Origin of the sequence: Amycolatopsis sp. WAC 04197, from assembly GCF_003947475.1 — a bacterium.
Lineage (GTDB): Bacteria > Actinomycetota > Actinomycetes > Mycobacteriales > Pseudonocardiaceae > Amycolatopsis > Amycolatopsis japonica.
Map to the genome: position 1 here is coordinate 186,998 of NZ_QHJK01000011.1, position 21,803 is coordinate 208,800.

At 69.9% G+C, this 21,803-nt stretch carries 19 protein-coding genes; 14 read left to right on the plus strand and 5 right to left on the minus strand.

Annotated features, from left to right (window positions below; all coding sequences use genetic code 11):
* Positions 1-55: 55 nt before the first annotated feature.
* On the minus strand, positions 56-601 hold the full coding sequence (locus tag DMC64_RS35445) for a hypothetical protein (RefSeq protein WP_233629919.1): 546 nt from the start codon (positions 599-601) through the stop codon (positions 56-58).
* Positions 602-658: 57 nt separating this feature from the next.
* Between DMC64_RS35445 and DMC64_RS35450 the strand changes: the two genes are divergently transcribed.
* From DMC64_RS35450 to DMC64_RS35475, 6 genes are all read left to right on the plus strand, one after another.
* Positions 659-1,855, plus strand: coding sequence for an MFS transporter (locus tag DMC64_RS35450; RefSeq protein WP_125737047.1), 1,197 nt, complete (start codon positions 659-661; stop codon positions 1,853-1,855).
* 32 nt (positions 1,856-1,887) lie between these two features.
* Positions 1,888-2,892, plus strand: coding sequence for a LacI family DNA-binding transcriptional regulator (locus DMC64_RS35455; protein ID WP_125737048.1), 1,005 nt, complete (start codon positions 1,888-1,890; stop codon positions 2,890-2,892).
* Positions 2,893-3,108: 216 nt separating this feature from the next.
* Complete coding sequence (locus DMC64_RS35460; protein WP_125737049.1) at positions 3,109-4,482, plus strand: ABC transporter substrate-binding protein; 1,374 nt, start codon at positions 3,109-3,111, stop codon at positions 4,480-4,482.
* Positions 4,460-5,434, plus strand: coding sequence for a carbohydrate ABC transporter permease (locus tag DMC64_RS35465; RefSeq protein WP_125737050.1), 975 nt, complete (start codon positions 4,460-4,462; stop codon positions 5,432-5,434). Before DMC64_RS35460 ends, DMC64_RS35465 begins: the two co-directional genes overlap by 23 nt.
* On the plus strand, positions 5,431-6,300 hold the full coding sequence (locus DMC64_RS35470) for a carbohydrate ABC transporter permease (RefSeq protein WP_037336837.1): 870 nt from the start codon (positions 5,431-5,433) through the stop codon (positions 6,298-6,300). Before DMC64_RS35465 ends, DMC64_RS35470 begins: the two co-directional genes overlap by 4 nt.
* Before the next feature lie 46 nt (positions 6,301-6,346).
* The gene (locus DMC64_RS35475; protein ID WP_125737051.1) at positions 6,347-7,945 is read left to right on the plus strand and encodes an alpha-amylase family glycosyl hydrolase; all 1,599 of its coding nucleotides are present in this window, start codon (positions 6,347-6,349) and stop codon (positions 7,943-7,945) included.
* On the opposite strand, the gene DMC64_RS35480 is transcribed toward DMC64_RS35475, so the two are convergent.
* Positions 7,946-9,496 (minus strand): BTAD domain-containing putative transcriptional regulator, encoded by a 1,551-nt coding sequence (locus DMC64_RS35480; RefSeq protein ID WP_125737052.1) that lies wholly within the window; start codon positions 9,494-9,496, stop codon positions 7,946-7,948.
* Positions 9,497-9,635: 139 nt separating this feature from the next.
* Here DMC64_RS35480 and DMC64_RS35485 point away from each other — a divergent pair, with 139 nt between their 5' ends.
* Positions 9,636-10,067 (plus strand): organic hydroperoxide resistance protein, encoded by a 432-nt coding sequence (locus DMC64_RS35485; RefSeq protein WP_125737053.1) that lies wholly within the window; start codon positions 9,636-9,638, stop codon positions 10,065-10,067.
* A gap of 62 nt (positions 10,068-10,129) precedes the next feature.
* Here the strand turns inward: DMC64_RS35485 and DMC64_RS35490 are convergent, their stop codons facing one another.
* Positions 10,130-12,820: a LuxR family transcriptional regulator gene (locus DMC64_RS35490; protein WP_125737054.1), complete on the minus strand. Its 2,691-nt coding sequence runs from the start codon at positions 12,818-12,820 to the stop codon at positions 10,130-10,132.
* 131 nt (positions 12,821-12,951) lie between these two features.
* Between DMC64_RS35490 and DMC64_RS35495 the strand changes: the two genes are divergently transcribed.
* The 4 genes from DMC64_RS35495 to DMC64_RS35510 all read left to right on the plus strand — a co-directional run bounded on the left by DMC64_RS35495 (position 12,952) and on the right by DMC64_RS35510 (position 17,826).
* A complete protein-coding gene (locus tag DMC64_RS35495) occupies positions 12,952-14,523 on the plus strand; it encodes a tannase/feruloyl esterase family alpha/beta hydrolase (RefSeq protein WP_125737055.1) in 1,572 nt (523 codons plus the stop codon).
* Between the two features lie 341 nt (positions 14,524-14,864).
* Positions 14,865-16,202, plus strand: coding sequence for an alpha-lytic protease prodomain-containing protein (locus tag DMC64_RS35500; protein WP_125737056.1), 1,338 nt, complete (start codon positions 14,865-14,867; stop codon positions 16,200-16,202).
* Entirely contained in the window at positions 16,187-16,828 is a 642-nt protein-coding gene (locus DMC64_RS35505) for a sigma-70 family RNA polymerase sigma factor (protein WP_233629920.1), read from the plus strand. Before DMC64_RS35500 ends, DMC64_RS35505 begins: the two co-directional genes overlap by 16 nt.
* Complete coding sequence (locus tag DMC64_RS35510; RefSeq protein ID WP_125737057.1) at positions 16,825-17,826, plus strand: LysR family transcriptional regulator; 1,002 nt, start codon at positions 16,825-16,827, stop codon at positions 17,824-17,826. The genes DMC64_RS35505 and DMC64_RS35510 overlap by 4 nt, the downstream gene beginning before the upstream one ends.
* Here the strand turns inward: DMC64_RS35510 and DMC64_RS35515 are convergent.
* Positions 17,823-18,059, minus strand: a complete 237-nt coding sequence (locus DMC64_RS35515) for a hypothetical protein (RefSeq protein WP_037336818.1) — start codon at positions 18,057-18,059, stop codon at positions 17,823-17,825. The two genes, DMC64_RS35510 and DMC64_RS35515, sit on opposite strands and share 4 nt — an antisense overlap.
* A 158-nt stretch (positions 18,060-18,217) precedes the next feature.
* Here DMC64_RS35515 and DMC64_RS35520 point away from each other — a divergent pair, with 158 nt between their 5' ends.
* A complete protein-coding gene (locus tag DMC64_RS35520; protein ID WP_233629921.1) occupies positions 18,218-18,682 on the plus strand; it encodes a DUF6130 family protein in 465 nt (154 codons plus the stop codon).
* Between the two features lie 39 nt (positions 18,683-18,721).
* Positions 18,722-19,813: an aldo/keto reductase gene (locus DMC64_RS35525; RefSeq protein ID WP_125737058.1), complete on the plus strand. Its 1,092-nt coding sequence runs from the start codon at positions 18,722-18,724 to the stop codon at positions 19,811-19,813.
* A gap of 206 nt (positions 19,814-20,019) precedes the next feature.
* On the opposite strand, the gene DMC64_RS35530 is transcribed toward DMC64_RS35525, so the two are convergent.
* Entirely contained in the window at positions 20,020-20,583 is a 564-nt protein-coding gene (locus tag DMC64_RS35530; RefSeq protein WP_125737059.1) for an ABATE domain-containing protein, read from the minus strand.
* Positions 20,584-20,660: 77 nt separating this feature from the next.
* Between DMC64_RS35530 and DMC64_RS35535 the strand changes: the two genes are divergently transcribed.
* On the plus strand, positions 20,661-21,800 hold the full coding sequence (locus tag DMC64_RS35535; RefSeq protein ID WP_125737060.1) for an epoxide hydrolase family protein: 1,140 nt from the start codon (positions 20,661-20,663) through the stop codon (positions 21,798-21,800).
* Positions 21,801-21,803 lie beyond the last annotated feature (3 nt).

A 21,803-nucleotide genomic window follows, 5' to 3' on the forward strand; every position in this document is an offset into this window, starting at 1 on the left:
CACGGCGTGCGTGCTGATCCCTGCCGCGACACGGGTCTCGGCAGGGTTTCGGGGATCAGGCGGACGTCACCGGCGGGCCGCGCCGCGAGAGCACGTCTCGCAGGAGTGCCTCGGTCGCGGGGAACTCCACCGCGAGCGGGACGTGGATCCGCAGCGGCGCCGTCGCCGGCCGCGGGGTCAACCGCCGGGGAAGAACCGAAGCGATGAGCGTCGTGAGCGCGTACACGACGTGCTCGGCGCCCGCGAGCACCATCGCGACCACGAGGGTCGCGGCGGCGTGCCCGGCCGCCATCGACAGGCCGTTGCCCGGGGCTTCGGCGTGGTGGGCGTGCGACTGCCAGGTCAGGAAGGTCAGGCAGGCGTGCATCGCCAGCTGCCCGCCGGCCACCAGGCCGAGGATCGCGAGCGGACCGCGGCGACGTCCGGCGAACGCGTACGCCACCCAGCTCAGCAGGGCGACGAGCAGCACGACGACGCCGAGATCCGGGACGCGGCCGCTGGTCCCGACGTGGGCACCGGTCGCCAAAGTGCCGGTCAGGACCCCCACGGCCCCGCCGCGGAGGCGCCTGGCCGGGCCGCGGGTCGGGGTCGGCGTGCGCACGGGAGGCAGAGTAGAGCGCGAACAGGCCCGTTGTCTCTCCTTGATATCGTCGGCCCGGTGCTCCGCAGCCTGTCGTTCCTCCGGCTCTGGACCGGGAACACCGCCTCCGGGCTGGCGACCTGGGCCCTGCCGTTCATCCTCGGACTGGCGGTGCTGGAACGGTCGCTTTCGGCTGTGGACCTCGGCATCGTGCTCGCCGCGCGGACGGCGGGATTCCTCGTGGCGGTCCCGGTGGCGGGCGTTTTGGCCGACCGGCATTCCCGTCGCGGGGTCGCGCTCTGGGCGGGTCTGATCGCCGGTCTCGCCACTCCGCTGATCGCCACCGGGATGGGCCGGTCGGTTCTGCTGATGGCCACCGCGGCGGCCGTCGTCGGCGTCGGACAGGGCGCGTGCCGCCCGGCGTTCCAGGCGCTGACGGCCGAGGTGATCGCCGAAGACCGGCGTCAGCAGGCCAACGCCGCGATGACCCTCGCCGTCCGGGTCACGACCTTGGTCGCGCCGGGGCTCACCGCCCTGCTCGCCCAGTTCGCCTCGACCTCGGCCCTGGTGATCGGGACCGGAGTGCTGTGGCTGGGCGCGGCACTGATCCCGCCGCGCGGCACGTTCACGCCCGCTCCGGCCGCCGCCGGGACCCGCTTCTTCGGCGAGTTCGCCGACGGACTCCGTGAAGCCCGCCGCCATCCGTGGTTCCTGGCCGGGCTCGGCGCGCTGACCGCCGTCGTCGCGACCGGCTATTCCGCCACGGGTGTGGTGCTGCCGCTGGTCAGCCGTGACCGCTACGACAGCGAAACGGTGCTGGCCGCCGGGCTCACCGCGTACACGCTGGGCGCGCTCGCGGGCGCCGTCGTCATCGCGCGCTGGCGTCCGAAGCGGCAAGGCTGGACGGCGCTGGCGGGGCTCGGCTGCTACGGTTTCGCGCCGCTGAGCCTGCTGTTCCCGGTGCATCCGGCCTTCGTCGTCGCCGCCTACGCCGTCGCGGGTCTGGGCATCGAACTGTTCAACGTCCCCTGGTTCACCGCGACCCAGCGGGAGGTCGAACCGGGGAAGCTCGCCCGGGTGTCCTCTTTGGACTTCCTGTTCTCCTACGGCCTCGCGCCCGCCGGGCTCGCGTTCATCGCGCCCGCGATCGACCGGTTCGGGGCGGCGCCGGTGCTGGCGGCGTGCGCGGTCGTCTGCTTCGCCGCTCCGGCGGCCGCCGCCCTCGTTCCCTCCTCGCGTGACTTCCGGGCAACCGCACCGATCAAGAGTGTCTAGTTCTTGCGCTCGCTTGCGGTAATGTTTCAGCCATGACGCGTCGTCTTGCCGAAGTCGCCCGCAAGGTCGGGGTCAGTGAAGCCACGGTCAGCCGGGTGCTCAACGGCCGGTCCGGGGTCTCCGCGAGCACCCGGGCCGCCGTCCTCACCGCACTGGACGTGATGGGCTACGAACGGCCGACCCAGCTGCGCGGGGATCGCGCCCGCCTGGTCGGGCTGGTCCTTCCCGAACTGCAGAACCCCATCTTCCCCGCGCTCGCCGAGATCATGGGCAACGCGCTGGCCCAGCAGGGTTTCACCCCGGTGCTGTGCACCCGAACCGCGGGCGGCGTCTCCGAAGCGGAGTACGTCGAACTGCTGTTGCAGCAGCAGGTGTCCGGGGTCGTGTTCGCCGGAGGGCTCTACGCCCAGGCCGACGCGGTGCATTCCCACTACCACCATCTCGCCGAGCGCCGCCTGCCGACGGTGCTGATCAACGCCGCCGTCGACCACCTCGGGCTGCCGCAGATCTCGTGCGACGACGCGGTCGCCGTCGAACAGGTCGTCGGGCATCTGAGCTCGCTCGGCCACGAGAAGATCGGCCTCGTCCTCGGTCCGAACGACCACGTCCCGTCCCAGCGCAAACTCGAGGCCTTCCGCGCCTACGCGGCGAAACTCGGACTCCCGGTGCTGGACGAACTCGTCGAACACGGCATGTTCTCCATCGAAGGCGGGCACGCGGCCGCGGCCCGGCTGTACCCGCGCGGCGCGACCGCCGTCCTGTGCGCGAGCGACCTCCTGGCACTGGGCGCGATCCGCGCGGCCCGGCGGCAGGGACTGTCCGTGCCCGAGGACGTCTCGGTGGTCGGCTACGACGATTCCGCCCTGATGAACTGCACCGATCCGCCGCTCACCACCACCCGGCAGCCGATCGAGGCGATGGGCCGCGCCGTGGTGGAACTGCTGGTCAAACGCATAAACGGCGGAGAGGTCGCGGCCGAGGAACTGCTGTTCGCGCCCGAACTCGTCGTCCGGGGCTCCACCGCGCGCCGCGTTTAGCCGACTAACTGCGGGGCGTCGCGCCCCAAGTACGTGAAGGCCCCCTTCCTTGCGCCTAGCGCAGTGAAGGGGGCCTTCATGTACTTGGGGCACCCTGCGACCGCGTCTGTCGCAAAGTTGCAAGTTCTCATCCAATTATTGCGTTGATCCGGGGCTTCACTTTAGAGTGACCGCAATCACGTGACAGCCGTCGCGATCCCGAGATGAGGCTTGAAGATGAGCAGCACTTGGTCCCCTGCCGTGCGCCGCCGGATGTTCTGCCTGCTCCTTGCGGGCGGACTCACCCTGGGGGCGGCCGCCTGCGGTTCCGGCTCCGGGGAAAGCACCGGGGGCAAGGTCAAGATCACCGTGACCGGGCAGCCCCCGACCAGCCAGCCGTTCGAACGCGGCGTGTTCGACGCCGACGTCAAGGAGTTCGAGGCGAGCCACCCGGACATCGACATCGAGCCGCACGAAGGGTTCATGGACCCGAAGACGTTCTCCGCCAAACTCGCCGGCGGGCAACTCGAAGACGTCTACTACGTCTACTTCACCGACCCGGCGCAGATCATCGCGCGCCGCCAGGCGGCCGACATCACCGAAGCGGCCAAGGGTCTGAAGAACTTCGGCGACATCAAACCGGAATTATTGGACAACTTCCGGGATGCCGACGGCAAGCTCTACGGCCTCCCGACGATGAACTACAGCATGGGCCTGCTCTACAGCCGCCCGCTGTTCCAGAAGGCCGGGCTCGACCCGAACAAACCACCGCAGACCTGGGACGAGGTCCGCGCGGCCGCGAAGAAGATCGCCGCGCTGGGCAACGGCACCGTCGGATACGCCGACTACAGCAAGAACAACCAGGGCGGCTGGCATCTGACCGGCTGGCTCTACTCCATGGGCAGCGAGGTCGCCCGCAAGGACGGCGACAAATGGGTCGCCGCCTTCAACAACGAGAAGGCCAAGGCCGCCCTGAACCAGTTGCGCGCCATGCGCTGGGAAGACGACACCATGGGCAGCAAGCAGTTGCTCGAAGCGCAGGACGTCCAGCGCATGATGGGCGCCGGCCAGCTCGGCATGTACATGGCCGCCCCGGACAACGTCCCGGTGCTGGTCAAGCAGTTCAACGGCAAGTACGAGGACTACGGCGTCGCGGGCATGCCGGGCGGACAGGGCACGCTGCTCGGCGGCGAGGGCTACATGATCAACCCCAAGGCCTCGCCGGAGAAGATCAAGGCCGGCCTGGAATGGGTCCGCTGGAAGTACCTCAACCCGGAGCGGTTCGAGAAGCACGTCCAGCAGTACGTCGACGGCAAGCAGCCGGTCGGGCTGCCCGCCGAGCCGACGCCGGACGTCTGGCAGGGCGCCGTGCGTGATCAGCAGCTCGCGGTGAAGGCCAAGCACGCCAATGTTCCCGCCGAGAACTACCAGTCCTATGTGGACGCGAGTTCACGGATCAAGGGCAGTATCGAACCACCGAACGCGCAGCAGGTCTACGCCATCCTCGACAGCGTGATGCAGGCGGTGCTCACCGATCGGAACGCGGATGTCGCTCAGCAGCTGTCGTCCGCGGAGTCGAAGGTCAACAGTGTCCTCGCCCAGGTCAAGTAGCGTCCTCGACTGGCCCGCGACAACGTCGTCGCGGGCCGGTCGGCCGGTCGCCCCGGCGGCCGAACGCCGCCGGAACCGGATGCGCCGCAAGCTCAAGGAGAACGTCACCGCGTACGGCCTGCTGTGCGCCGCGCTCGTGGTGTTCGCCCTGTTCTCGTGGTATCCGATCGTGCGCGGGGTGCTGCTGAGCTTCCAGCAGGTCGACTTCGTCAACCCGCCGACGTGGGTCGGCTTCGACAACTTCACCCGCCTGTTCGAAGACCCGCTGTTCGGCATCGCCTGGCGCAACACGCTGTTGTTCACCGGGCTCGCGCTGGTCTTCGGATTCGTGGTGCCGTTCCTGACCGCCGTGCTGCTCAACGAACTGCGGCACGCCAAGGCGTTCTTCCGGCTCGCGGTCTACCTGCCGGTGATGCTGCCGCCGGTGGTCACCGCCCTGATGTGGAAGTGGTTCTACGACCCGGGCGCCGGCCTGTTCAACTCCGCGCTCGGCGCCGTCGGCCTGCCCGGCGGCCAATGGCTGGACTCGAGCGACACGTCGATGCTGTCGCTGGTGTTCGTGTCGACATGGGCGAACATGGGCAGCACCACGCTGATCTATCTCGCCGCGCTCGGCACCATCCCCGGCGAACTCTACGAAGCCGCGGAACTGGACGGCGCGGGCCTGTGGAAACGCCTGATCCACGTCACCCTGCCACAGACGAGGTTCGTCTTGCTGGTGCTCCTGTTGCTGCAGGTGGTCGCGACCATGCAGGTGTTCACCGAGCCGTACGTGATGACCGGCGGCGGACCGGACGACTCCACCGTCACCGTGCTCCTGCTGTTGTACCGCTATGCCTTCGTCTACAACGACTTCGGCTCGGCCAGCGCGTTGAGTTTGCTGTTGTTCGTCGCGCTCGGGGTGTTCTCCGCGTTGTACGTGCGCCTGACCCGGAAGGCGGATGAGTCATGAGGACGCTCGTCTCCCCCAGCACGCTTCGCAGCCCCGGCGGCAAGATCGGGTACGCCGTGATCTTCGCCTGCACGCTGCTCCTGTTCGTCATCGCGTTCCTGTTCCCGCTGTACTGGGCGGTGACCGGCGCGATGAAGTCACCGCAGGAACTGGCGCAGACCCCGGCGACGTTCATCCCGAACGAGTGGCATCCGGAGACCTTCGCCGACGCGTGGGACCAGCTGAGCCTCGGCAAGTACTTCCTCAACACCGTGATCGTCGCCGGCGGCGCCTGGCTGGCCCAGCTGGCCATCGACGTCCCCGCGGCGTTCGCGCTGTCGAAACTGCGGCCGAAATTCGGCAACGTCGTGCTCGGGCTGATGCTCGCGACGTTGATGCTCCCCGCCGCGGCCCTGCTCGTGCCGACCTACGTGACGATCACCGACCTGCCGCTGCTGGACCTCAACCTGATCAACTCACCGGCGGCGGTCTGGCTGCCCGCCGCCGCGAACGCGTTCAACATCTATCTGCTGAAACGGTTCTTCGACCAGATCCCCGACGAGCTGATCGAGGCCGCGCGCCTCGACGGCGCCGGACCGGTGCGCACCCTGTGGCGCATCATCCTGCCGATCTCCCGGCCGATCCTGGCCGTGGTCTCGATCCTCGCGGTGGTGGCCGCGTGGAAGGATTTCATCTGGCCACTGCTGGTGTTCCCGGACACCGAAAAGCAGACGCTGTCGGTGATGCTGCAGCGCGTGGCCATCGACATGCCGCTGAACGTGCTCGTCGCGGGCATGGTCCTGGCCAGCCTGCCGATGGTGGCGCTGTTCCTGGCGTTCCAGCGGCATATCCTCGCCGGGCTCACCGCCGGCAGTCTCAAAGGCTGACTCTCGCCGCATTCGGGGTTTCCACCAACGATTGGGAGGGTATTTCGTGACCGCATCAGGGCAGTCCGCCGGATGGTGGCGGAGCGCGGCGATCTACCAGGTCTACCTCCGCAGTTTCGCGGACGGGAACGGTGACGGCGTCGGCGATCTCGCCGGTGTCCGCGCGCGGCTGGACTACCTGGCCGAACTGGGGATCGACGCGATCTGGTTCACCCCGTGGTATCCGTCGCCGATGGACGACGGCGGCTACGACGTCGCCGACTTCCGGGAGATCGACCCGCTTTTCGGCACGCTCGCCGAAGCGGAGGACCTCATCGCCGCGGCCCACGCCAAGGGGATCCGCGTGATCATCGACATCGTGCCGAACCACTGTTCCGACGAGCACCGCTGGTTCGCCGAAGCACTCGCCGCCGAGCCGGGATCGCCGGAGCGGCAACGGTTCTGGTTCCGGCCGGGCCGCGGACCGGACGGCTCGGAGCCGCCGAACAACTGGAAGTCGCGCTTCGGCGGCTCCGCCTGGACACGGGTCCCCGACGGCGAGTGGTATCTGCATCTGTACAGCTCCCGCCAGCCCGATTTCAACTGGGACAACCAGGAGATCCGCGCCGATTTCGAGGACGTGCTGCGGTTCTGGTTCGACCGCGGGGTCGACGGGTTCCGCATCGACGTCGCCGACGGGCTGGTGAAGGACCCACGGCTGCCCGACGTCGACCCGGGCGACGAGACGCCGTTCTCCGATCAGGAGGGGCTGCACGAGATCTACCGATCGTGGCGCAAGATCGCCGACAGCTACCCGGGTGACCGGGTCCTGGTCGGCGAGATGTGGCTGCCGGATATGTCCCGGGCCGCGCGATATCTGCGCCGCGATGAACTGCACGCGGCGTTCAACTTCGATTTCCTGGTGTGCCCCTGGGATTTCGCCCGGTTCAGGGATGTCATCGGGCGGACGCTGGCGGCGCACGAGGAGGTCGGCGCGCCGGCCGCGTGGGTGCTGTCGAACCACGACGTCACCCGGCACGTGACCCGGTACGGCCGCGCGGGCGACACCGGTTTCGCGTTCGCGGACCGGCTGCACGGCACCCCGGTGGACCGCGATCTCGGGGCCCGCCGGGCACGGGCGGCGGCGTTGCTGACCATGGCGCTACCCGGTGGTCTCTATGTCTACCAAGGGGAAGAGCTCGGCCTGTGGGAGATCGAGGACATTCCGGGCGAACTCCGGCAGGATCCGGTGTTCGCCCGGACGAACGGCGCCGATCCCGGCCGTGACGGTTGCCGCGTCCCGCTCCCCTGGTCCGGTGACGCGCCGCCGTTCGGTTTCGGCAGCGGTGGGACGTGGCTGCCCCAGCCTGAGGAATGGCGTTCCAGCACGGCGGAGGCTCAGGCGGCCGAACCGGCGTCGATGCTCCGGCTCTACCGCTCCGGTCTGCGTCTTCGGGACGAACTTCCCGCGCTCGGCCCCGGTGGACTGGAATGGCTGGAGCTGGGCGACGGCGTGCTCGCGTTCACCCGGGAGCCGGGCTTCACCTTCGTGCTGAACTTCTCGGACAAGCCCGTGCCACTGCCGCCGCATCGCGACGTGCTCCTGGTCAGTGGCCCGGTCGACGGAGAACTCCCGACGGACACGGCGGTGTGGCTGCTCACCTGATCACCGGCCGGTCGTGACCCGGCTGATCCGGCCGCGTATCCGTGCGCGGCCGGCCGGGTCACGCCACCGGAGGTGCCTGTCGAGCACCTCGCGGAGCACACCGCCGAGGACGAGGCCGTGGGTGGCGGTCTCGACGCAGGGGTGGTCGCGAAGCCAATCGAACAGCTCCGAAGACCGTCCTCCCGGCAGCACCGACCGGAGGAGGTCTTCGGTGGTGTACTCCGCTTGCGCGCACACGTACAACGCCCAGCGATGCGCCTCCGTCGGCGGATCACCGGCCAGATGGGCGTACACGGTGTCCACCACATAGCGTGCCGCGTCCGATCGGGGTGACCTGCTTACTTCGGCGGCCAGAGAAAGTGCGAACGGGTTGCCCGCGGCGAAGTCCACAATGGACGTACGAAGCTCCGGCTCGACGCCGCGTGCTTCGAGCAGCGCCGTGGGCTCGTGGTCGCTCAAGGGTTCGAGCCGCCGGATCGTGATCCGTCCCGACCACGCCGGATCGACCAGCAGGGTGGCGTCCGGGCCCGTCCGGCCCGCGATCACGACCGTGACGTCTCCGGGCAGGCGTCGCAGGACCGCCGCCGGATCGTCGAGCCCGTCGAACAGCCGCACGGGTCTGCCCATGGCCGCCGCGTCTTCGGCGAACTTCCGAAGCAGGGTCGATTTCCCGATTCCGGGGGCACCGGTGAGGAACAGCACCCCACCTCTCGCGAGCAGCCGCCGGAATTCCGCGCGTTCGCGTGCACGTCCGACGAACAGCGGGTCCGGTTCACGGAGTGCGGGCGTCTGCTCGTCCTCCGCGCGAAGCACTTTCTCGTGCAGTGCCCGGAGTTTCGGTCCCGGACGGACCCCGAGTTCCGCGTCGAACAGGTCATGGACCGCCCGATAGAGCTCCAGCGCCTCGGCGCGGCGGCCGCCCCGGTGGAGGGCCAGGAGATAGATCTCGTACAGCGGTTCTTCGAGCCGATTGCGCTCGATCAGGGCGGGCACTTCGGCCATCACCTCGTCGTGTTCCCCGAGTTCGAGGCGCAGCCGAAGCAGCTCCTGAGTGGCCGTCAGCTTCAGCCGTTCCAGGCGCGAACGCTCGTGTTCCGCCGCTTCGCCGGGGACACCGGCCAGCGCCGTTCCGGTCCACAGCCCGAGCGCCCGTTCCAGCAGTTTCGCCGCCGTCTCCGCGGTGTGCGCCTGACGCGCGCTCTCGATCAGCCCGGCGAACTCGACCGCGTCCACCTCGAAGCGATCCGGATCCAGCCGGTAGCCGCCGGATCGCGAGACGATCGCCGAACCCAGTCCCTGCAAGGAGAGCAGCCGCCGGAGCCGGGAGATGTAGGTCCGGATGACGGCCTCGCCGGTCGCGGGCGCCCGCTCGCCCCAGAGCCCGTCGATCAGCTCACCGGTCCGGACGAAACTGCCCGCGTTGGCCAGCAGCAGCGTCAGCACCGCCTGCTGCTGGGGCGAGCCGAGGTCCAGCCGGGTGCCGCCGCTGGTGAATCCCGGCGGGCCGAGCACGGTGAAGCGGTACCGGACTTCCTGCGGCAGAGGGGACATGAGCGGAAAGGTAGGCGGGTCCCGACCGCGGCGGCGACCGTCGGACGACGTCACCGGCGTACGTCGTCCACCCATGACGTACAGGAATGACGTCATCCGACGGTCGCCGAGGTCAGGGCCGGATTCCTACGGTTGCGGCATGTCTGAAACCACGTACACCGCCGTCGCCACTTCGACCGCGGAAGGCCGCAACGGCGGCCGCGCGACCTCCGACGACGGCGTGCTCGACGTCGGCCTCGCCGTCCCGAAGGCCTTCGGCGGCTCCGGCGACGGCACGAACCCCGAGCAGCTGTTCGCCGCGGGCTGGGCGTCCTGCTTCGTCGGCGCCGTCCGCCGTGTCGCGGGCGTCAAGAAGGTGAAGCTGGAAGACCTCGCGGTCGTCGCCGAGGTGACGCTGCACCACGACACCGACGCGGGCGAGTTCCACCTGAGCGCCGCGCTGCACCTGGAGGCCACCGGTATCGACCAGGCCACCGCCGACGAACTGGTCCGGGGCGCGCACCAGGTGTGCCCGTACTCCAAGGCGACGCGCGGGAACGTCGAGGTCACGCTGGACGCCACCGTCGCGTGAGCCGCGGTCCCCGGATGTCATGAAAGGGCCGTTCAGGACGTTTTTCGTCCTGAACGGCCCTTTCATGACACGACGCCCTTGAGCTCCGCCCGCGAACTCACCCCCAGCTTCGGGAAGATCCGGTGCAGATGCGTGCCGACCGTCCGGTGCGACAGGTAGAGCCGCTGCCCGATCTCCCGGTTCGTCAGGCCTTCGGCGGCCAGTTGCACGATGCTCAGCTCGTGCGGGGTCAGCTTCTCCCGCGCGTCGGGGCCGCGGTTGGGGCTCGACTCCCCCGCGCTCCGCAGTTCACGACGCGCCCGCTCGGCCCACGCGGTCATGCCGAGCGCGTCGAACGTCTCCCGCGCGGTGCGCAGATGCGCCCGCGAGTCCACCGCGCGCCGTTGCCGCCGCAGCCATTCGCCGTACGCCAGATGCAGCCGCCCGCGTTCGGCAGGCCAGCCGTCGAGCTCCGCCCCCAGCGCGGTCTCGAACAGTTCGTCACTCGGTTCGAGCACGGCGCGGGCGTACCGCAGGCCGATGTGCAAAGCGGGCGCGGGAGTCGTCACGGCGAGCCGCTCCATCTCCGCGACGATCTCCCGCAGCGTCTCGACCTGCCCCGCCCGGACCGCGACCTCGGCGAGTTCCGCGACGAAATAGACGCGCAGCGCCAGCTGGAACGCGGGATCGGCGGGGTCGAAGAGACGCCGCAGGTCGGCGAACGCGTCGTCGAAGCGGCCTTCGCTCGACGCGGCGATCCCTTTGGCGAGTCGCACGGTCGCCAGTACCGGCCGGGCACCGGCGGCGAGCGCGGTCCGTTCGGCCTCGTCGGCCAGCGTCTTGGCCTGTTTGTGCTCACCCCGCAGCGCGGCGATCTCGGCCTGGACCGCGGTGGCGAACCCGAACATGAACGGCTGCCCGGTCTCCTTGGCGAATTTGGCCGCCTCCGCCGCGGCGGGCACCGCCCCGGCGAGGTCGCCGAGCCGGACCAGGCTCCACGCCTGGACGGCCAAGGCACGCGGCAGCAGCCCGAGCCTGCCTTGTGCCCGCAGCCCCGGAGCCGCGGCCGCGGAGAACCGCGCGGCCAGATCGACCGCGCCGACCTGCAACGACGCGCTGCCGAGAAAGCGGTCGACCTCGGGATCGGCACCGGTGGCGGCGGCGAGTCCGCGCAGCTCGCCGAGCACGGCTTCGGCCCGGTCGAACGGCGCCACGTACGCGGCGACGGCGACCAGCCTCGGATCCGAGTTCTCCACCGGGAGACGGTCCGCGACGGCCAGCAGCGTCCGCCGCGTGTCCGCACCGGGTTCGGTCCAGAAACACCGCATCGCGGCACCCCACAGCACGCGCATCGCCGGATCCGGATGGCCGTCCTCCGCGACCGACTCGGCCAGCCGCGCCAGCTCCGCGATCCGCGAGAGGTCCTCGCGGGCGCCGTCCTCGAACCCGCTGAGCAGCCAGCTCGCCGTCGCCCGTTGCCGTGCCGTCAGCTCTCCCGCGCGTGCGTCCCGGACGAGCCGTTCCGCCGTCTCCCGACCGCCGGATTCGACGGCCAGTTCGGCCGCGCGCAGCAACCGGTCGGCCCGGCGTTCCGGATCGAGGCTCAGCGACGCCGCCTGCTCCAACGCGGCGACGGCGCCCGTCACACCACCGCGATGCCGCGCGCGCTCGGCGGCGTTCTCCAGTTCCCGTGCCACGTTCTCGTCGGCGCCGGTCGCGGCCGCCGCCCGGTGCCATGCGGCGCGATCCGGCTGTCCGCGGAAGATCTCGGCGAGACTCAAGTGCGCGCGCCGCCGTTCCTCGACCGGCACCGAAGCGGGAATGGCCGAACGCATCAGCGGATGCCGGAAAGACACCGTCCTGGCTTCGAGGTCGATCAGCCGGGCTTCCGCGGCCGCTTCCAGCGCCGACGGTTCGACGTCCTCACCCAGCAGCGTCGACGCCGCCGCGAGGGTGTCGGTGAGCGAGCCGGTTTCGTTGAGCGCGGCGACCAGCAAGGTCGTGCGGGCCGGTTCCGGCAGGGCGGTGAACCGGCCCCCGGCCGTGCGCTCGAGCCGCTCGGTCAGGGGCAGCACGGGATCCGAGGTGTCGGTGACGGCCGACGGCAGCTCGGTCAGGGCCAGCGGATTGCCGTCGGCTTCGGCGAGGATCCGGGAGCGGACCGGCGAGGTGATCCCGGGAGCGACGGAGTCGAGCAGTTCGGCCGCCACCTCTTCGGGGAGGCGAGCCAAGTCCATTGAGGACAGTCCCGCGTCGCGCAGCGGCGACGGCTCCCCGTCCCGGAGGGTCGCGATCAGGACGATCGGTTCCGTCTCGATCCGCCTGGCCACGAACGCGAGCACGTCGGCGCTCTCGCGGTCCATCCAGTGGACGTCTTCGGCGACGATCAGCAGCGGTTTGGCCGCCGCCTCCTCCGAAAGCAGCGTCAGCGCGGCGAGCCCGACCAGGTACGCGTTCGGCTCCGCCCCTTCGGCCAGCCCGAGTGCCGCCCACAGCGCGGAACGCTGCGGCGCGGGCAGCAGGTCGGCGCCCGCCCGGACCGGATGGAGCAGCTGATGCAGCGCGGCGTACGCGAAGTTCCGTTCGGCCTCGACGCCGGTCGCGCGCAGAACACGCAGGCCCCCGAGCGTCGCCGTGGCCACGGCCTCCGCGACGAGAGCGGACTTCCCGACGCCCGGTTCGCCCTGGATGAGCACGCCGCCGCAGCCCGCGGCGGGACCGTCGACGAGTTCGGTCAGGTCCTTCAGCTCGGCTTCCCGTCCGAAAAGCGGCATGGTGCGGCATTCCTCCCGTCGGCCATGGGCGGCCGCCCGTCCGACGATACCCAAACGGTCCGGTTAGGACCGGCGGCGTCCACAGGATGTAGACGGCGTGTCAACACGATCGGCCTAGCTTCGGGAAAGTGATGAGACGCAAGAAGTTGTTCCTGGCGGCGGCACCACTGGCCGCCCTGCTGCCGCTGGTGCTGACCTCGGTCACCCAGACGGCGCCCGCCCAGGCGGCGGCGACGTCGTGCGCGGCGGTTCCCGTCGCGGCGCCGGACGGGGCGCGGATCGAGTCCGTCCAGGCGGTGCCGAAGCCCGGCGGGACCGTCACGTTCCCGCCGACCCCGTTCACGGCGCCCGCCACGATCACCGATGTGCCCGCGTACTGCGAAATCACCGTCACCCTGACCCACGGCACGGCGGGTGACCACGTCAAGGTCGCCGTCACGCTGCCCCAGACCGGGTGGACCGGCAGGCTTCAGGCGGTCGGCGGCAGCGCGTACACCGCCGGTGACTTCGGCGCCCCGCTCGTCCAAGCGGTCAAGGACGGCTTCAGCGGCGTGACGACGGACGCCGGCGTCCCCCTGACCTTCCTCGACACGTCCTGGGCGCTCACCTCCCGCGGCGAGATCGACAAGCCTCTGGTGACGAACTTCGCGACCCGGTCCGTGCACGAAGCCGCCCTCGTCGGGAAGGACGTGACGCAGAAGTTCTACCAGCGGGAAGTCGCCTACTCGTACTGGAACGGCTGCTCGACCGGCGGTCGTCAGGGCTATTCCGAAGCGCAGCGGTATCCGGGCGACTTCGACGGTGTCCTGGCCAACGCGCCCGCCGTGCACTGGGCCGAGTTCGCGGTCGCGACGCTCTGGCCGCGAGTCGTGCAGAACCAGGAGAAGACCTACCCCGCGACCTGCGTCTTCACCGCCTTCCAGCAGGCCGCGATCAAGTCCTGTGACGGCCGGGACGGCGTCACGAACGGCATCGTCGACCGGCCGGACGAATGCGGCTACGATCCTCGATCCCTCATCGGCACGAAGGTGCTCTGCGGCGACAAGGAGGTCACCGTCACCGCGGCGGACGCCGAGGTCGTCCGCAAGATCTGGGCCGGGCCGACCGACGAGCACGGACGACGGCTCTGGGCAGGTCTGCCCAAGGGAGCCGATTTCGGCCCGGTGACGACGGCTCCGGGCTTCCCGGTCGCGGTGGGCTGGGTACAGACATTCCTCAAGAAGCAGCCCGGGTTCGACACCGAGAAGCTCACCTATCGCCAGTTCGCCGACCTGTTCCGCCAGTCGGTGCGGGAATACGACGACGTCATCGGGACCTCCGATCCGGATCTATCGGACTTCCGCCGGGCCGGCGGCAAGCTGATCACCTTCGTCGGGACCGACGACCAGCTCATCCCGCCGGGTGGCACGCTGCGGTACCGCCACGAGGTGGAGCGAGAACTGGGCGGTTCGAAGCGGGTGAACGACTTCTACCGGCTGTTCCTCGCGCCGGGTGTGGCGCATTGCGGCGGCGGCGCGGGCGCCACGCCGACGAACGCGCTGGGCGCGCTCGTCGACTGGGTCGAACACGGCAAGGCACCGGCGACCCTGCCCGCGGCGAACGGCGGCAAGACCCGCGATCTCTGCCCGTATCCGCAGGTTTCGCGGTACCGCGGCCACGGTGATCCCGCGGTGGCGTCGAGCTACCGCTGCGCCGTCCGCTGAGGTCCGCCAGACCCGTGCCCGTCGTGCCGGCGCCCCCTCCGGCACGACGGGCACTTCCTCACTCTGTGAGAACTCTTTGCCTTACCCCTCAAAAGTACGGTATTGACGACAGTGGACACCGCGACGGCGCATCGCCCGCGGCTGTGCACCACTTCTTCCGAAGACGGCGAAACCGTTGCACCGCAACGAAATCGTCAGCCCGATCGGCACGGAATCTCGCCATATCGCCCCACGTCACGGCCGGGCGATATGACCCAAATGGTATGTACCAGTCGAGTGATACGCCTCGTACGGTCGGGGACGAATCCCCCTCCCCCGCCCGTTTCGAGGAAAGCGTTGAAATGAACAGAAAGATCTTAGCCGCGACCGCCGCGGCCATAACCGGGGCAGGCTTGGTCACCGCCATCGCCCTGACCCCCAGCGCGAGCGCCGGTCAACAAGCCACCGCCGGCGACCAGGCCCAGTCCGAAATGCTCGCCGCGATGTCCCGCGACCTGAAGATCAGCCCCGAGCAGGCCAAGCTCCGGCTCGCGAGCGAGCAGCGTGCCGCGGTCGCCGACAACACGCTGAAGAAGCAGCTCGGCACGTCGTACGCCGGATCGTGGCTGGACTCCACCGGGACCACGCTCACCGTGGCCGTCACCGACGCCGCCCAGGCCGACCTGGTGCGCGCCGCGGGCGCGACGCCGAAGACGGTCGCTCGCAGCGCCGCCGACCTCGACGCCGCGAAACTGCGGCTGGACGCGAAGTCCACCAAGGCACCGAAGACCGTGCCCGGCTGGTACACCGACGTCACCACCAACTCGATCGTCGTACTCGCCAACGCCGGTGGCGAGGCCGCCGCGAAGTCGTGGGCCGCCGAGTCCGGTGTTCCGTCCGATGTGGTCAGGATCGAGGCCAGCGCCGAGAAGCCGCGCGCACTGATCGACATCATCGGCGGCAACGCCTACACCTTCGGCTCGGGCCGCTGCTCCATCGGCTTCCCGGTCGAGGGCGGCTTCGTCACCGCCGGGCACTGTGGCACCACCGGCACCCGCACCTCGAACCCGAGCGGGACCGTCGCCGGCTCCAGCTTCCCCGGCAACGACTACGCCTGGGTCCGCGCCGACGCCGGCAACACCCCGCGCGCACTGGTGAACCGCTACCCGGGCACCGTGCCGGTGGCGGGTTCGACCGAGGCCGCGGTCAACTCCTCCGTCTGCCGTTCCGGCTCCACCACGGGCTGGCACTGCGGCACCATCCTGCAGAAGAACACCTCGGTCACCTACCCCGAGGGCACCATCACCGGTCTGACCCGGACCAACGTCTGCGCCGAGCCCGGCGACTCCGGCGGTTCGTGGATCACCGGCGACCAGGCGCAGGGCGTCACCTCCGGTGGCTCCGGCAACTGCACCTCCGGCGGCACCATCTACTTCCAGCCGATCTCGGAGATCCTGAGCGTCTACAACCTGCGGCTGATGGTCACCGGCAACCCGCCGTCCAGCACCACCACCACGCCCACCACCCCGACCAGCCCGACGACGTCGAACCCGCCGGGCGGCACCTGGGCGCCGTACACGTACTACGGCTCCGGCGCGACCGCCAGCTACGGCGGCAGCAACTACCGGGTCATCCAGCCGCACACCTCCATGCCCGGCTGGGAACCGCCGAACGTGCCCGCGCTTTGGGAACTCGCCTGACCTGGACCGCCCCCGGCGACCCGACCTCGCCGGGGGCGGCTCCTCCCCTTGACGACGACGCGCGGGCGGCGGATCTCGAATCCCTCGTCCCCCGCGCCCGCCGCGGTGACCCCGCGGCGACGAACGAGCTCATGAGCATCGTCCAGCCGGTGGTCGCGGACTACTGCCGGAGCAGGATGGACGGAACGGACGCGCGGGAGATCGCCGCGGAGGACGTCGCGCAGGAGACCTGCCTCGCCGTGCTCACCGCGCTGCCCACCGCGAAGACGACCGGCGGCTCCTTCCTCGCCGCCGTGCTCGGGATCGCCGCCCGGAAGGTCGCCGCTGCCTTCCGGCGGCGCGCCCGGGACCGATCGGAACCCACACCCGATCCGCCCGAACGCGCGACACCCGAGACCGACGAACCCGAGCGGCTGGCCATCGCCGCCGACGGCCACGACCGGTTGAGGCGGCTGATGAGCACCCTGCCCGGTATCCAGCAGGAGATCCTCCGGTTGCGGATCACGGTCGGGATGACGTCGCCCGAAACGGGGGCGGTGCTTCGGGTGAGCCCCGGTCTGGTCCGGGTCAACCAGCATCGCGCCCTGCACAAACTCCGCACGATCATCAGCGAGGACGACCTGTGATCAGCCCCCTCATCGGTCCCGGGGACGGCCATACCTGGCCGGTGGAAGTCGATGTCCGGCATCTGCGCCTCCTCGACGCGATCGCATCGGCGGGCAGCATCGCGAAGGCCGCGACCGCGCTCGGGCTCTCCCAGCCCGCGCTGAGCGCGCAGTTGCACCGGGTCGAGAGGGCGCTGGAACGGACGGTGTTCGAACGCGACCGGCACGGCGTGCGGCCCACCGCGCTGGGCGAGGTGCTGCTGAACCACGCGCGGCGCGTGCTGGCCGCGGCGGACGACCTCGAACTCGCGATCCGCCGGTTCCACACCGCGCCGTCGGAAGGGCTGCTCCGGATCGGCGCGCTCCCGACGGTCTTCGCCGAGACGTTGAGCGGTGTGGTCGCCGCGGCCGCACCCGGCCGTCCGGTCGAGTTGCTCACGATGACCGGCCGGACCGCGTTGTTCTCCGCCCTTCTCGACGGCACCGTGGAACTGGCGCTGTACGTGGACCACCCCGGGCAAGAGATCGTCCCGCCCGAAGGCGTCCACATGCTTCCCGTCGGGACGGAGCCGGTGTTCCTGATCGTGTCGCCGGACCATCCCGTCGCCGGCCGCGGCGAGGTGTCGTTGGCGGAACTCGACGGCTCGGCCTGGCTCACCGCGGCGGGCGGGGACGACGAGTTCCACGATCACCTGACCGATCAGTGCGCCCGGGCCGGGCTCGGCGCGATCACCGTGCGGAAGCTGGAACCGACGGTGCTGCGGCAGGCCCTCCGGCGTGATCCCCGCGCGGTGGCGCCCGCCCAATCCCTCGATTCCGGCGCCACGATGCCCGGCCCGGTGGTGGCACTGCGGGGTGTGCCGCTGAGGACGCGGCATATCCTGCTGTGGCGCGACGGTTCACCGGTCGACGTCCCGGCTGTCCGAAGTGGACTGGTGCACGCGATCACCGAGCTGGCCGCGATCCGGCACCGCCTTCCCGAGTGGGCCGCGGCCAATCCCGGCTGGCTCGGGACCTAGCGCTGGATGCAGTCCAGGCCGAGCCCGAACGTCGTGAGCACGTACTGGCAGATGTGCGTCGCATGCGCTTCGTCGGTTTCCAGGCACCCCACGGGTACGCCCAGCAGGTCGACCGCGCACGACGCGTAGAACTGGTTCGGGCTGCCGGGCACCGGGTCCGCGGCGGCGGGCGAGGCGATGACGGCGGCCGAGAACGTGACCGCGGCCGCCACAGCGGCGATTCGAGACTTCATCGTTCTCTCCTTTTCTTCCCCTGGCGGGTCGATGTCCCGCGTATTCCCCGGATCCGGCCGGTTCACCTGCCGATCACCGGAAAGTGTCACGGGTGACGTACACCGATGACGTCGTCCGACGGGCGCCGCGACCCCCAGGCCGGTCCTAGCTTGAGTTCATGCCCGCCTTGGGGAAACTCGCCCTCGCCGCCGCCGTTCTGCTCACCGCCGCATGCGGCGCTCCCCCGCCGCCACCCGCACCTCCTGGCGCGGCCGCCGGCTGGTCGCCCGCTCCCGTCGTGCCGCTGCCGTCGCAACCGCCGCCTTCGCTGGTCGTGGACGCGCCCTTGCCCGAACAGCTGGCGATGGGGCTGGTCGTGCTGCGGTACCGGGCGGAAAACCTCCGGATCGTCCCGGTCTACGGCCCGGCCGCGCTGGACGTTTCGCCGCGGATCGGCCATATCCACGTGACCGTCGACGACGCCGCTTGGCACTGGGCGGACGGCAGCGGAGAACCGCTGATCATCCAGTCACTGCCGGCGGGACCGCACAAGGTGTGGATCGGTCTCGCCGATCCGACGCACAAGATCCTCGACGAGAAGACGGTGAACTTCGTCGTTCCCGTCCACAGTGGACACCATTGATGTCCGTCTTCACCCACCTCTGAAATCCTGGAGTTCCCCATGGCACTGGATCAGTACTACCTGCTCGGCCGCTCCGGACTGCGCGTCAGCCGGATCGCGCTCGGCACGATGAACTTCGGCACCGGCGGTTTCCATGCCGCATACGGAAAAACCGAGGACGAGGTCCGCCCGATCTTCCGCAGGTATCTCGACGCGGGCGGGAACTTCGTCGACACCGCGGATTTCTACGCCGCGGGCGAAAGCGAGACCATCCTCGGCCGCCTCATCGCCGAGGCGAAGGTGCGCGACCGGGTCGTGCTCACCACCAAGTACACCAACAGTGTCGACCCCGGCGACCCGAACGCCGGCGGCAACGGCCGCAAACATCTGATCCGGGCACTCGAAGCGTCGTTGCGACGGCTGGGCACCGACCACGTCGACCTGTTCCTGCTGCACACCTGGGACCGCGTCACTCCGGTCGAAGAGGTGATGCGCACTTTCGACGACCTGGTGCGCGCCGGAAAGATCCGCTACGCCGGGCTTTCCGACGTGCCCGCTTGGTACGCCGCCCGAGCGCAGAGCTTCGCCGAAGCGAACGCCCTGACCCCGGTCGTCAACCTCCAGCTGCCCTACTCGCTCGTGGAACGGACCATCGAGACGGAACACGTGCCGATGGGGCGGCATCTCGGACTCGGCGTCACCGCGTGGAGCCCGCTGGCGGGCGGATTCCTCACCGGCAAGTACCGGCCGACCGGCGAGACGCCTTCCGGCGAAGGCAGGCTGAGCGATCCGGGAAACGCCGGGAAGTCGTGGACGGACCGGGACTGGGCGTTGCTGAAGCCGCTGGAGAAGGTCGCGGACGAACTCGGTGTCACGATGGCGCAGGTCGCGATCAACTGGGTCGCGACCCAGCCGGGCGTCGCGGCCGCGATCGTCGGGGCGAGCAGTGCGGAGCAGCTGGGCAAGAGCATGGCGGCGCTGGACTTCGAACTGCCGCCGGATCTGCGGGCGCTCCTCGACGAGGCGAGTGCCGTTCCGCCGGAGTCGGTGTATCGGATGTTCACGGCCGAGTACCAGAATTGGGTGGTGTCGCCTGGGGTGAAGGTCGGGGACAAGCCGGTGGGGTACGCGCCTGGGGTGCGGAACTGGTGAGGCGTTGCCGGTTTGCGGCTACGGGCTTGGCGTCATGCGATGAGTCCGTGGCCGTTTTCCGGCGACGGGCTGAGCGGGGCCGGCCATGCACGACCGCCGCCGAGCTGTTGCCGTTTTCCGGCAAAGCACCGGCCGGCCGTGTCACGGACCACCCCTTGGAGAACATCGCCAGGATCCGTCGCCGCTTTCCGGCAACCAGGGCCCACTCAAGAGCCCCCAGATTTCTTCCGCTGATTAGCCTGAAACCGCGCCTTCTTCTGCCGATTCCCGCACGTGTTCATGTCGCACCACCGACGCGTGCGGCTCTGACTGGTGTCGAAGAACGCGGCCAGACAAGTCGGCGACGCACACAAGGCCATCTTCCCGTCCCGTTCGCCCGAGATGATGCTGATCGCATCGGCGGCGATCACACTCAGTGCGTCCTCCACGTCCGCGACCCGCCATCGCCGTTCCCCGTCGGGCGTCAGGACGGCCGCGGCCCGCCCCTGGACACTGCGGTCGTTGATGACCTGGACAGCGGCGGCGGGCAGGGCTTCCCGAGTCGCGGTCGCGGTCGCGGCGGCGTGAATCGCTTCCCTCAGCTCCCGGGCGAGGTCGAGCTGGGCCGCGGAGCAGGACTCCACGGCCAGGCCGCTCACGGCCAGCCAGTCCATCAGCCGCTGCGGAGTGGGAATGCGCTCCACGGCCTCACCACGACGCTCCGTCAGAGTCGCCGTGAAGCTGGTCGCCAGCACGCTGCCGAGGCGGAAGTCAGGGAAGCCGGAACGCATGGAACCACCTTAGCCGGTTGCGTCCGGATGAGGCGAACTGTTAGAACCGTCTTAGCCGGTTCCAACGAGGAGGTCCCATGACCAGCGAAGTGCAAGCCTTCGAAGCCCGCGCGACCGACGCCGACCTCGACGATCTGCGTGCGCGACTGGCCGAGGCGCGGCTACCGGAAGCCGAGACGGTCCCCCGCTGGGGGCAGGGCGTTCCGCTCGCCGATCTGATCGAGGTCGTGGACTACTGGCGCACCGAGTACGACTGGCGCTGGTTCGAAAAGCGCCTCGACCGGATCGGCCAGTTCCGCACGACCATCGACGGCCTGGGGATCCACTTCCTGCACCGCCGGTCCACCCGCGCGGACGCCACTCCCCTGGTCCTGACGCACGGCTGGCCGGGCAGCATCGCCGAGTTCGTCGATGTGGTGGACGAACTGGCGGACCCGGCGGACCCGGACGCACCGGCGTTCCACGTCGTGGTCCCGTCGCTGCCGGGCTTCGGCTACAGCGACAAACCGGCCACCACCGGCTGGGGTACCGAAAAGATCGCGGCCGCCTGGGTCGAACTGATGGGCAGGCTCGGCTACGACAGGTTCGCGGCCCACGGCGGCGACTGGGGCGGCAACATCACCACGGTCCTCGGCGGCAGGTTCCCGGACCACGTTCTCGGCATCCACACGACGTTCGCGGAGGGACCGCCCGGGCTGACGACGGAGGGGCTGACCCCGGCCGAGCGCGAGTGGACCGAAGAAACCCGCCACTTCTGGCATCACCGCGCCGCCTACGCCAAGCAGCAGGCGACCCGCCCGCAGACCATCGGCTACTCGCTCGTCGATTCACCGGTGGGCCTGCTCGCCTGGATCCTCGACAAGTTCGCCGAATGGTCGGACACCGAGGACAGCCCGTTCGAGACGATCTCCCGGGACCGCGTCCTCGACGACGTCACCCTGTACTGGCTGACCCGGACCGGCGCGTCAGCGGCCCGCATCTACTACGAAAGCCACAACTCGCTCGATCCCGAACTCCGCGTCGACGTCCCGGCGGCGATCACCGTCTACCCCCGCGACATCGAGAAGTACCCGCGCCCCTGGGCACAGGAACGGTACCGGCGGATCGTCCGCTGGAGGTCGCCCGAAGCCGGCGGGCATTTCCCGTCACTGGAGGTTCCCGGGTACTTCGTCAAGGATCTGCAGGAGGGCCTCGCGGCCGTGCGGCAAGCGGTATAGGTC

What these genes read in the sequence shown, in the direction of transcription:
- DMC64_RS35455 (WP_125737048.1), top strand. Translation starts at nt 1,888, where the DNA reads ATGACGCGTCGTCTTGCCGAAGTCGCCCGCAAGGTCGGGGTCAGTGAA.
- DMC64_RS35460 (WP_125737049.1), top strand. Translation starts at nt 3,109, where the DNA reads ATGAGCAGCACTTGGTCCCCTGCCGTGCGCCGCCGGATGTTCTGCCTG.
- DMC64_RS35470 (WP_037336837.1), top strand. Translation starts at nt 5,431, where the DNA reads ATGAGGACGCTCGTCTCCCCCAGCACGCTTCGCAGCCCCGGCGGCAAG.
- DMC64_RS35480 (WP_125737052.1), bottom strand. Translation starts at nt 9,496, where the DNA reads ATGTCCCCTCTGCCGCAGGAAGTCCGGTACCGCTTCACCGTGCTCGGC.
- DMC64_RS35485 (WP_125737053.1), top strand. Translation starts at nt 9,636, where the DNA reads ATGTCTGAAACCACGTACACCGCCGTCGCCACTTCGACCGCGGAAGGC.
- DMC64_RS35490 (WP_125737054.1), bottom strand. Translation starts at nt 12,820, where the DNA reads ATGCCGCTTTTCGGACGGGAAGCCGAGCTGAAGGACCTGACCGAACTC.
- DMC64_RS35495 (WP_125737055.1), top strand. Translation starts at nt 12,952, where the DNA reads ATGAGACGCAAGAAGTTGTTCCTGGCGGCGGCACCACTGGCCGCCCTG.
- DMC64_RS35500 (WP_125737056.1), top strand. Translation starts at nt 14,865, where the DNA reads ATGAACAGAAAGATCTTAGCCGCGACCGCCGCGGCCATAACCGGGGCA.
- DMC64_RS35515 (WP_037336818.1), bottom strand. Translation starts at nt 18,059, where the DNA reads ATGAAGTCTCGAATCGCCGCTGTGGCGGCCGCGGTCACGTTCTCGGCC.
- DMC64_RS35520 (WP_233629921.1), top strand. Translation starts at nt 18,218, where the DNA reads ATGCCCGCCTTGGGGAAACTCGCCCTCGCCGCCGCCGTTCTGCTCACC.
- DMC64_RS35525 (WP_125737058.1), top strand. Translation starts at nt 18,722, where the DNA reads ATGGCACTGGATCAGTACTACCTGCTCGGCCGCTCCGGACTGCGCGTC.
- DMC64_RS35530 (WP_125737059.1), bottom strand. Translation starts at nt 20,583, where the DNA reads ATGCGTTCCGGCTTCCCTGACTTCCGCCTCGGCAGCGTGCTGGCGACC.
- DMC64_RS35535 (WP_125737060.1), top strand. Translation starts at nt 20,661, where the DNA reads ATGACCAGCGAAGTGCAAGCCTTCGAAGCCCGCGCGACCGACGCCGAC.